The 9,860-nt window shown below is 71.8% G+C and carries 9 protein-coding genes; all 9 read right to left on the bottom strand.

The features are described from left to right. Positions 1-81 precede the first annotated feature (81 nt). The 9 genes from pyrB to ADK64_RS46010 all read right to left on the bottom strand — a co-directional run bounded on the left by pyrB (position 82) and on the right by ADK64_RS46010 (position 9,324). Entirely contained in the window at positions 82-1,128 is a 1,047-nt protein-coding gene (pyrB, locus tag ADK64_RS20070; RefSeq protein WP_053660894.1) for an aspartate carbamoyltransferase, read from the bottom strand. A gap of 163 nt (positions 1,129-1,291) precedes the next feature. After that, positions 1,292-1,516: a hypothetical protein gene (locus ADK64_RS20065; protein ID WP_053660892.1), complete on the bottom strand. Its 225-nt coding sequence runs from the start codon at positions 1,514-1,516 to the stop codon at positions 1,292-1,294. A gap of 43 nt (positions 1,517-1,559) precedes the next feature. Further along, on the bottom strand, positions 1,560-2,432 hold the full coding sequence (locus ADK64_RS20060; protein WP_053660890.1) for a TauD/TfdA family dioxygenase: 873 nt from the start codon (positions 2,430-2,432) through the stop codon (positions 1,560-1,562). An 84-nt stretch (positions 2,433-2,516) separates the two neighbouring features. Beyond that, positions 2,517-3,773 carry a hypothetical protein gene (locus ADK64_RS20055; RefSeq protein ID WP_053660888.1) on the bottom strand — a complete coding sequence of 419 codons (1,257 nt, stop codon included), beginning with the start codon at positions 3,771-3,773 and terminating at the stop codon, positions 2,517-2,519. After that, positions 3,748-5,685, bottom strand: coding sequence for an alpha/beta hydrolase family protein (locus ADK64_RS20050; RefSeq protein ID WP_159046301.1), 1,938 nt, complete (start codon positions 5,683-5,685; stop codon positions 3,748-3,750). The genes ADK64_RS20055 and ADK64_RS20050 overlap by 26 nt, the downstream gene beginning before the upstream one ends. Continuing rightward, positions 5,682-6,704 (bottom strand): pyridoxal phosphate-dependent aminotransferase, encoded by a 1,023-nt coding sequence (locus ADK64_RS20045; protein WP_053660885.1) that lies wholly within the window; start codon positions 6,702-6,704, stop codon positions 5,682-5,684. Before ADK64_RS20045 ends, ADK64_RS20050 begins: the two co-directional genes overlap by 4 nt. A gap of 51 nt (positions 6,705-6,755) precedes the next feature. Continuing rightward, complete coding sequence (locus tag ADK64_RS20040; protein ID WP_107093023.1) at positions 6,756-8,000, bottom strand: AMP-binding protein; 1,245 nt, start codon at positions 7,998-8,000, stop codon at positions 6,756-6,758. Between the two features lie 285 nt (positions 8,001-8,285). Beyond that, complete coding sequence (locus ADK64_RS47445) at positions 8,286-9,116, bottom strand: hypothetical protein (RefSeq protein ID WP_234384645.1); 831 nt, start codon at positions 9,114-9,116, stop codon at positions 8,286-8,288. Between the two features lie 52 nt (positions 9,117-9,168). Next, positions 9,169-9,324, bottom strand: a complete 156-nt coding sequence (locus ADK64_RS46010) for a hypothetical protein (RefSeq protein ID WP_159046300.1) — start codon at positions 9,322-9,324, stop codon at positions 9,169-9,171. Positions 9,325-9,860 lie beyond the last annotated feature (536 nt).

The raw sequence follows: 9,860 nt of genomic DNA, 5'->3' as shown, positions 1-9,860 counted from the left end.
TGGTGACCGGCCCGCTTCGGCGTCGTCGGAGTGTTCGCTGCGGTGGTGGGCGGGGGGAGCGCCCGGGGGATCCGCGCCGGCTCAGAGGGCAGCGTTCCGGTAGAACGGCGCGTCGTCCGGGCCGGTGTAGTCCGGCCGGTACCAGCCGGCGGGCCGCAGCGCGCCGGGCACCGCCTCGGCGGCTCCGAGGACCGAGGCGAAGAGCGCCATGCGCATGGGGATACCGGCGTCGGTCTGCCGGAAGATCGCCAGCCGGGGGTCCTGGTTCAGGTCGGTCGCGAGGTCGTTGGAGCCGGGCCGGCTGTCCCGGGGCAGCGGATGCATGATCACCGCGTCCTCCCGGCAGACCCGGCTCACCAGGGCCCGGTCGACGCGGAACTCGTCGCTGTAGGGCAGCGGCCGGTCGGCGAAGCGCTCGGTCTGCAGACGGGTGGCGTACACCAGGTCGGCGTCCTTCAGCCCGGTCTCCGGCCGGTCGCTCAGCTCGATCCGGTGGCCGCGGCTCTCGGCCAGCTCCAGCAGGCCGACGGGCATGCCGAGCGGCTCGGGGGCGACACACACGATGGTCAGGTCCTCGTACAGCGTGACCAGCTTCATGAGCGAATGCACGGTACGGCCGTGCCGCAGGTCGCCGACCAGGGCGAGCCGGCGTCCGTCCAGACCGCGGCCGAAGCGGGCGAACTCCTGGTGCAGGGTGAACATGTCCAGCAGGGCCTGGGTCGGGTGCTCGCCCGCCCCGTTGCCGCCGTTGATCACGGGTACGTGGGTGGCCGCCGCGAACTCGTGGACGGCGGCCTCCTCGGGGTGGCGCATGACGACGAGGTCGCAGTAACCGCTGACCACACGGCTGGTGTCGGCCAGCGACTCGCCCTTGGCTATGGACATGATCTCGGCGCCGGTACTGCTGATCACCCCGCCGCCCAGGCGCAGGAACGCGGACTCGCAGCTGAGCCGGGTGCGGGTGCTGGCCTCGAAGAACAGACTCGCCATCACGGCGCCTTCCAGCACCCGGGCGACCTGGCGTCCCCGGGCCACCGGGGTCAGCAGGTCCGCCAGCGCGAAGAGCCGCTCCAGTTCCTCCCGGTCGAAGAGGTCGCTGGAGAGAACGTGCTTCCCGGTGAGTGACATGACGTGACCGACTTCCTTGGTGATCAGCTGGGTGCGAAGCGCCGACAGTGTAGGCGGGCCTCCCGGTGGGTGCGGCGCGTACCGGTCGCGGTGCCCGCCCCGCCGGGAGGGCGGCGGGGCGGGCGGGGTCCCCGGGGGGAGGGACAGGGGTGGCCCGGTCGGGTCAGCCTTCGGCCAGGGCGACCAGCTGGACCGACGAGACGTTGCGCTGCTCCACCTCCTTGAGGGAGGCGACGGCGGTGTCCAGCGACCGGGCGGCCGCGTCGGGGCCGGACTGCCCCATCAACGCCTCGAGTTCGCCCTGCAGTTCGGCACAGGCGGCGACCAGGTCGGCGCTCTCGTCCTGCGGGGCGGCCGGTGCGCCGGGGTCGTTCTCGGAACTGCTCATGGGTCGGTCTCCTTTTCCACGACGGATGATGAGGGACGAGTCCTCAGCTGACCGTGACGCTCCACAGCTCACGGTTGTTGGTGCGGGACTCGCCGTCGACGACGTACTCGCCGACGATCTTGAGCCGGCCGTGCGCGAACCGGTGGTTGTCGAGCAGCAGCAGGTCGCCGCTCTCCAGGGGGAAGCAGGCGTGGAACTGCTCGTCGGCGCTCGCCTGGAGCAGGTAGTGCAGGGACTCCCGGTACTCCTCGAACTCCGGGATCTGCTCGCGGATGCCCTCCACCTTGTCGCCCAGATCCTGCTTGAGCCGGACGCCCACGTCGTACGGGCCGCGGGCGTCCGCCAGCGGGTACAGCAGCGGCAGGCTGCTTACTTCCTCGCGGACGTTGTTCGCCTGGAAGCTCAGCGGCGTGCCCGTCAGCCGGGCGAAGTGCCTCTGGAAGACCTCGCCGTCGCGCTCGGCGAGCCGGGTGAACAGGTCGTTCCAGCCGACCACGACGGACTCGCCGCGTTCGCCGGCCGGCACCTCGCGCCAGCCGGGCTCGACCATCAGCATCGCGAAGTGGGAGGGGCGCGGGGAGCGCCAGGAGCGCGCGGAGTGCGGGCGCAGACCGCCGGCGACGTAGTGCACCGACTGGGCGCCGGCGGCCTTCTTCTTGTACTTCACCCGGTTGATCTGCGGGTGCGGGTCGGTCTTCGCCAGCTCGCTGAGCGAGGAGTAGTTCATCAGCGGCTCACCGAAGTGGCCGAGGAAGGAGAGGTAGCGGTCGGGGTCGAGGGGGAAGTCGCGGATCAGGCAGATCCGGTTCTTCTCCATCGCCGCGCGGGCGTCGGCCGCGATCTCCACGACCGTCCGGCCGGCCGCGCCGACGTGTTCGTCCTGGATGACCTGCGCGAGCGGGTGCACCGTGGGCATGGTCCGTTGCCTCCTCAGGCGTGTGGATGGTGGGGGCGGTACCGCCCCCCGTGGGGAAGGGGACGGGGCCCGCCGGACTCTGGGTCAGGCCGCCGCGTCCGTCGCACGCCGCTGGAAGTCGCGGGCTTCGGCCAGCCGGCCCGCGCGAGCCAGCAAAGAGGCATGGGTGAGCAGCGTCATACGGTCGGCCGTGGCACTCTCGGCCGCGGGCCCCAGCAGGGCCAGCGCCTCCTGCGTGCGGTCCCGCCCGGCCAGGAAGCCGGCGAACTCGGCACGCAGCTCGTCCTGGCCGCCGTTGGCCGCGAGGCTCTGCCGGTACAGGACCTCGGCCAGCTCGGGGTCGTCGAGCCGTTCGGCGGTCAGCCAGGCCAACTTGCCCAGGGTGTACGGGTGTTGGGGGCGCACCGTCAGGGCGCGCAGCATCAGCCGGCGGGCCTCGGCGGTGTCGCCCTCGTGCTGGGCCACGTACAGGGCGTGGTTGCACAGGGTCCGCGGATGCGCCGGATCCAGACGCAGCGCGGCGCGGTAGCGCTCACCGGCGTACTCCGGGTCCTGCTTCTTGTGCTCGGCGAACAGCGCGTAGTTGCTGTTGACGCGTGCCCACCGGGTCTCGGCGGGGACGGGACGGCCGGCCTCCCGCTTCTTGTCGTCGGGCGCCCAGTGGATCTTCTCGGTCCACAGCGCCAGCAGTCGCAGATCGCCCGCGGCCTCGGGGTACCGGGCCTGGATCTCGGCCAGCCCGATGGGGTCGGGACGTCCGGCGAGATAGCCGAAGCGGCCCATGGTCTCCCACTCGGAGAGGGTGATCAGCTCCTTCAGTTCCTCCGGGTAGTCGGGCCGGATCGTCGTCGCGTTCACGCGGCTGCCCTCGGTGAGCACCGCGCGGTCGAACGTCTCGCCGGCCAGTTCCAGGAAGCGGGCGAAGTCCTCGGCGAGGTTCTCCTGTCTGCCGATGAAGTCGACCTCCTCGCCCGGGGCTCCCACGTACGAGGTGTAGATGTTGCCCAGGGCGCCCGGCAGGACGGTCACGGCACGGCGGACGAAGGTCTCGAAGTCCTCGCTCTGGCAGTGCTCGTCCAGCGGGTACTGCGGACGCCAGCCCTTCTCCATGCGGTAGGACCAGTACGAGCGGTACCACTCCAGCGGGTCGCGCACGAACGCCCCGACGCAGCTGTACCGGGACCGGTCGAAGTCGGCGAGCAGGTCGTGCTCGCGCATCGCCGGGTCGCCCACGTCCTCGAAGGCGAGACCGAGTTCCCTGATCTTCCGGCGGATCCAGGTGCTGCCCGTCTTCGGCGTCAGCAGCAGCAGGGCGTTACTGCGCGTCAGGTGAATGGCCATGGTGCACTCCAAGTTTCGGGTTCCGGCCGGCCGCGCTCCGGCGGGCCGCCCGGGGGGATTCGAAGAGCTTCAGCGTGGTGTCGGCGGCCGGGTCCGGCGGCTCGCCCGGACCGTCCGCGGGCCCCAGCCAGCGGGTGAGGTACCGGTCCAGCAGTGCGTGCAGTGCGGCCCGGTTGCCGGCGGTCACCACCTCGTGGCCCTCATCGGGGAAGAGCGCGAGCACGGCGTCGCGGTCGGCCCGCGCCAGGGCCAGGAACATACGGGTCGCCATGTCGGCCGGTACGCGGCTGTCGGTGGCGCCGTGGACCAGCAGCACCGGGCACGCGAAGCCCTCCGGCCGGTTCACCGGGGAGGCCGCTTCGAGAGCCGCCCGCTGCCCGGGGTCCGCGGGGTCGCCGATCCGGCGGTGCAGCATCGGGGCCGCCGACCGCCAGAAGTCGGGCGGCTCCTCGAGGAAGCGCACCAGGTCCGTCAGCGGCGAGGTGGCGATCACGCCGGCCAGCGGGCGCCGGGTGGTCGCGGCCAGCTGGAGCACGGCGTAGCCGCCGTAGCTACCGCCCAGCAGGGCGGTCCGGGCCGGGTCGGCGAGCCCCTCGGCCACCGCCCAGTCCAGGGCGTCCTCCAGGTCGTCCTGCATGGCGGCGCCCCACTGCCGGTCGGCGGCGTTGACCCAGGCCGCTCCGAAGCCGGTGGAACCACGGAAGTTGGGCTCGATCACCGTGTAGCCGCGAGCGGCGAGCCAGGCCCTGCGCTCGGCGTACCGCCAGCGGCTACGGCGCCACGGCCCGCCGTGCACCAGCAGCACCGCCGGACCGGGTCCCCGGGCACCCGCCGGGCGGGTCACATAGGTGACGGCACGCCCGCCGCCGCGCAGCGCGGCCATGGCCGGCGCGCACTCCACCGGGAGCGGCGCCTGGGCCGGCCGGGCGCGGCTGAGCGGCCGGGTCTGTCCGCTCACGGTGTCGTGGACCGCGTAGTGCACATCGCGCTCGGGACGGTGCGCGGCGACCAGCCAGCGTCCGGCGCGGCGCTCCAGGACCGTCGGTTCGGTGCCGAGGTCCTCGCGCAGCCGCTCGACCGTGGACGCCCACCGCCCGCCCAGCGGTACGCACTCCGACCGGGCCCGCTCCACCTGGACCAGGTCCGGAGCCTGCGCGTCCTCGTCGAAGAGGACCCCGGTGCAGTCGCCGTGCGTGACACGGTGCAGGGTGCGCAGCAGCCGCGCGGGCCGTCCCGGACGGCAGTCGAGTTCGGCCAGTCGTACGCCGTCGGGCCCGTCCGCGAGGACCATGTACAGCCGCTCGGGATCGCCGCCGAAGCGCACGACACGCGAGGTGAGCGCCTCTTCGTGCGGAATGTGCAGACAGCTGCCGGCGTCCTCGCCCGCCGCGGTGAGGTGCCGCAGCGCACGCGAGCCGTCCGCGAGCACGGTCTCGGCGAGCCGGGGGCGCAGGGCGCGGTCGAAGTACACGGCGGCGTGGCCGCTGGCGCGCAGCACCGGGCTCGTCGCGCCGGTGCGCAGTGAGATCCGCAGGTAGTCGCGGTGGCCGGGGGCCCGGCCGTCGACCGAGACCACCACGGTGTCGGGCCGCTGTTCGGACAGTCCCGCGATCCGCATCCGCGCGGTCGAACCGTCCCCGAGCGGCTGCCAGGTCCCGGAGTCGAAGCGGACCAGGAACAGCGACCAGTTCTCGGTTCCGTCGGCATCCGCCTCGGCCAGGCCGACGCCGGGCAGGTGCGTCCAGGTGAAGGCCCGGCAGCGCGCCGCGCCGACGTGGGCGCGGTGCAGCTCACGGCGTTCCGTCACGTCGTACAGCACCAGCCGGGGGGCGGTGACGCCGCTGTTCAGCCAGGCCGCGAACCGGCCGTCGGCGCTGAGCGCGGGCGGCCCGTTGACCTCGGCCCCGCTCACGGAGCCGTCCGTGCCGTCCGGTCCGCGGCCGCGTGGGCCCGGGCGACGCACCGCACGAGGGCGTCGGTCTCGGACTCGGGCGCCACGCTGATCCGCACGCCGGCCGGCCAGTCGGCCGGGTAGTCCCTGAGGTCGTGCAGGAGGCGGGTGGTGTAGCCGGCCTCCCGCAGCTCGGCCACGACGGCCTCGGCGTACGGGGTCTCCAGGCAGACGTAGTTGGCGTCCGAGGGCCAGACCCGCAGCCCCTCGATCCGCTCCAGGCCGGCGACGAGCCGGTGCCGGCACACCTGGGTCCGTTCGATGCTCTCCCGTACGGCCTCCGGCCGGCCGAGCAGGTGCAGGGCCGTCTGCTGGGCCACGCCGGAGACACTGTTGGGCATGAGCCAGAACGGGAAGTCGTCCCGGGCGAACATCTGGGAGACGGCGAAGCCGATGCGCAGGTCGGCCATGCCCCAGGCCTTGGAGAAGGTGCGCATCACCACGAGGTGGGGGAAGCGCGAGACCAGACGCAGCGCGGTGTCCGGGGCGAAGTCGGCGTACACCTCGTCGAGGACCACCAGTCCACGGGCGCGGCTCAGCAGCGTGGTGATGGTCTCCAGGTCGAACTGGTAGCCCAGGGGGTTTCGCGGCGAGCACAGCACGGTGATCGCCTCGGGCCGGTCCAGATACGGGGCAAGGGCGGGCAGCAGTTCCTCCGACTCGCGCACCGGGACGCTGCGGTAGTCCCAGCCCTGCTGCCGGGAGACGGTGGCGGTGAGGTGGAAGTTCGGGGTGACGTCCACCACGAGGCCCGGCCGGGCGCTGCGCAACAGGGTGTCGATGAGCTGGGTGGCGCCCGCGCCGACGCGGACGAACGGCGCGGGTACGTCGAAGTGTCCGGCCACGGCGGCGGCGACCTCACGGCTCCAGACGTCGCCCCGGGTGGTGACGTCGAGCGATGCGGTGGCCGACCTCATCCGCTCGGACTGCTCCCGCGGATCCAGGAAGTGGTTGCCGGTCCAGGTCAGATCGAGGGTCATGAGGGATCTCCGCCTAGGTAGGGGTGAGGTCGTGAGGTCGGCCGGGCCGGGTCAGAGCGCGAATCGGCGCTTCTTCCCGCCGGGCGGGGTGATGCGGTCGCAGCGCCGCAGCTCGACGTCCTCGTCGGGCAGGAGGTCGGTCACGGCGTGACGCAGGGAGCGGGCCAGGGCCACCGGATCGGTGCAGGTGATCTCGGCGGACCAGAGCAGGAGCGTGCGCTCCCGCTCGCCCGCGGTGAAGCGGAAGTCGGCGAGGTGCGGCAGGAAGCCGATGGCCCGCGTCACCTCGTCCGCCGACAGGGTCCGGGAACGGAAGTCCACCGTCTCCGGCTCCCGGCCGCGCAGCCGGGTCAGCCGCTGGGTGCCGTCCGGCGCGGTGCGCAGTCCGGCGTGGTCGCCGGTGCGGTAGCGGGCGAAGGCGGTGCTGCGGTTGACGAGGTTGGTGAGCACCAGTTCGCCCTGCCCGGACGGTGCGGTCCGGCCGCTCGCGTCGAGGACTTCGAGGCGCACGTTTTCGGCCAGCACGCGGTACTCCGCCTCGTCCGGCGGCGTCGCGGCGATCAGCCCGCCCTCGGTCGAGGCCAGCGCGTCGACCACGGGCGCCCCGAAGTAGTCGGTGAGCCGTTCGCGGTCGTCGGGATGGAGCGGTTCGCCGCTGACGAGCAGCACGCGCGGCGACCAGGGAGCCCTTTCCAGGCCCTGGTCGAGCAGGGCCGTGCGCAGGTCGAGCAGATAGGTCGGCTTGCCGTAGAGGACCGGGGCGCGGAACTTCTCGAAGAGGGCGCGGGTGGCCTGTGCCGCGGCGGGGAGTTGCAGCCGCAGGTAGAGACCGTCGTTCAGGGACGGCAGGGGACGTACGAAGCTGGGACGGCCCGGCTTGTTGCTGACGAACAGGACCGCCGGCTCGGCGCGGCGGAACGCGGCCGCGGGCAGGCCGGCCAGTTCGCGGATCTGCGCGAAGAAGTGGTAGTTGACGGCGTACCAGGCCGCCTCGTCCAGCGTGGCCCGCAACGGCGCTCCCGTGGTGCCACTGGAGGAGAGCCAGTGGGCCGGGGGTGGGGCGCCGTGTGGCCGGAACCGGTCACCGTCCGTCTGGTGTTCGGCCCGGCCGACGAGGGGCGGCTCGGCCCCGGGGGCGAGCCCACGATAGAAAGGAACGTTTCTTCTCAGGTACGTCAGGAACTCCTCGTATGCGGCTTCGGGAGAGACGGCGCGAGGTCGGTTCTCCCATGCCGTACGGGCCCTGCCGATCGCTGCCAGGGAGTTCGCGATGGCGTCGTCCGCGTCAATGACCATGAACCCTGCCTCAATGGCGAGTGGACGGGTGTCAGCGGAAGGAAAAAGAAGAGGCCCTTGTCCGCGAAGGCACGTGGATGCCGTGCCGGAGAAGGGGACAGGCCGTGGCTGAAAAACCACACACTTCTTCCGCCGGCAAGAGCGTGACACTTTCGCGCGGCACTGTCAAACATCTCGTGAAAATGATTGAATCCCATGAAAAAGGAAACGCCAGAAGGGCCCTTTCGCGCGCACAATTACGGCGAGAGGACCTTTGGCGAAGCTTCGGAAGCCTTCTTTATGGAATTATCGAGAAGCCAGCGCAGTGAGTTCGTCCACGTCGTACTCGGCTCGGGAAAGGCTTCCGTATCGGGTCAGTTTTCCGCGGCTGGCCCATTTGCGGACCGTCGCTTCGGAGACCCCGGCCGCATGGGCGGCGAGCTTGGTGGGCAGGGTGCGGGGCCGCTGGGCCGGCCGGTCCGCGGTCCCCGTCAGCGCCCGGCGCAGGGCCAGCCACTCGGAGGCCTGCCAGGCGTGGCCGGACGCACAGCGCACGGCGCCGCGGCCGTTGCCCGTCTCCGTAGCGGCCGTGGTGAGCGTCGTGGCCTCCACCGTGCTGTCGCAGCCGGGGCTCGCACAGGGCCCGAGCGTGAGGCGAGGCACCTGCGGCGGGGCGAGCGCCCGGCGCGCCCGGGCCGCCAGGGCGCCGATCTCCTCGGCCGCCTCGGCCGCGGCCGGATGGACGGCGAGCAGATCGAGATGCCGGAGGAGGAAGGCCGCCAGCGGCCCCGGCGCACGGTCGGGCGCCGGCCCACGGACGGCGTCGGTGACGGCGCCGGCCCAGCCGGCCAGGACCCCGGTGATGCTGCCGCGGAGCGCCACGGTCTCCTCCTTGAGAAGGAATCCCGTGCTCCGGCTTCCGCTGACGCGCTCGTACCGCTGTGGTGTCACCGGTACGACCAGGTCCAGCAGTTCGCGGTGGTACCGCGGCAGTTCCACGAGTGCCGCCGCGAGTTCCTCCCGGCACGTGCGGCACAGTCCCGGGGCCGGCGCATCCCAGGGATCCGCCGCGGACCGGTGGTGGCCGGCCGGACACTTCGGCGAAGGGCGGTCCGGATCGCCGACGGCTCGATGCATGGATGTTCCTCAGGCGCGGGGGCTGGACGGCTTGCGGTGGCTGTCGCCCCGGTCAGTCCCAGCCCCAGCTGCTCAGGACGGTGACCTTGACGGACGCCTGATCGGCGTGCATTTCGGCCGCAGCGGACTCGAGCGCCGAACCGGCCAGCAAGGTGGCGCCGAGCAGGGCCGCGGCACAGGACAGGGCGGTCAGACAGCGCGTAAGCATCAAAATCCTCTACGGGGTTACCGATGGGCTGTGGATTCGCCACGAGTCGGCTTTCCGGAGGCAAGCGATCCGCTTTGTTCTCCGAGAATTCACCGAACGGCGGCGCAGCAAAGGTGACACACGGACCGGGCGGTGCTCCAGAGATCTCGGGTGGCCTGAAGTTGCCCCTGCATCAAGGTGCCATTGCGTCCGGAGCCGGATGCCGGATTTCCGAGGGCGCCGTCATGCGGATCGTCGCGTCACACAGCCCGGCGAACCGGGGATCTGCGGAAATGACGAGTTCAATACCTATCCTGCGATCTATCAGCACATTCCGGACAGCCGCCACGATTCGCTCGCCGGCGGCCCGCACGGACGGACCCATGACGAAGAGCACTCCACTAAGTCCGAATTCATGCGATCTAGGCGCGTAGACATGCTGGACAAAGAAATCCGAGGACGCCGTGAGTTCACGGGTGACGTCATGGATGTCCAGAGGGCTCCGCGCGGGCCCGGGGACGGCAAGCCGAAGATGGACTGCGTACATGACAGCACAT

It is taken from the genome of Streptomyces sp. MMG1121 (assembly GCF_001280015.1).
GTDB lineage: Bacteria > Actinomycetota > Actinomycetes > Streptomycetales > Streptomycetaceae > Streptomyces.
Note: the sequence above shows the minus strand (reverse complement) of the source record. Positions and strands in the feature narration are given on the sequence as shown.

Coding starts and splice junctions, on each gene's coding strand:
- pyrB (WP_053660894.1), bottom strand. CDS start 1,128: ATGTCACTCACCGGGAAGCACGTTCTCTCCAGCGACCTCTTCGACCGG.
- ADK64_RS20065 (WP_053660892.1), bottom strand. CDS start 1,516: ATGAGCAGTTCCGAGAACGACCCCGGCGCACCGGCCGCCCCGCAGGAC.
- ADK64_RS20060 (WP_053660890.1), bottom strand. CDS start 2,432: ATGCCCACGGTGCACCCGCTCGCGCAGGTCATCCAGGACGAACACGTC.
- ADK64_RS20055 (WP_053660888.1), bottom strand. CDS start 3,773: ATGGCCATTCACCTGACGCGCAGTAACGCCCTGCTGCTGCTGACGCCG.
- ADK64_RS20045 (WP_053660885.1), bottom strand. CDS start 6,704: ATGACCCTCGATCTGACCTGGACCGGCAACCACTTCCTGGATCCGCGG.
- ADK64_RS20040 (WP_107093023.1), bottom strand. CDS start 8,000: ATGGTCATTGACGCGGACGACGCCATCGCGAACTCCCTGGCAGCGATC.
- ADK64_RS47445 (WP_234384645.1), bottom strand. CDS start 9,116: ATGCATCGAGCCGTCGGCGATCCGGACCGCCCTTCGCCGAAGTGTCCG.
- ADK64_RS46010 (WP_159046300.1), bottom strand. CDS start 9,324: ATGCTTACGCGCTGTCTGACCGCCCTGTCCTGTGCCGCGGCCCTGCTC.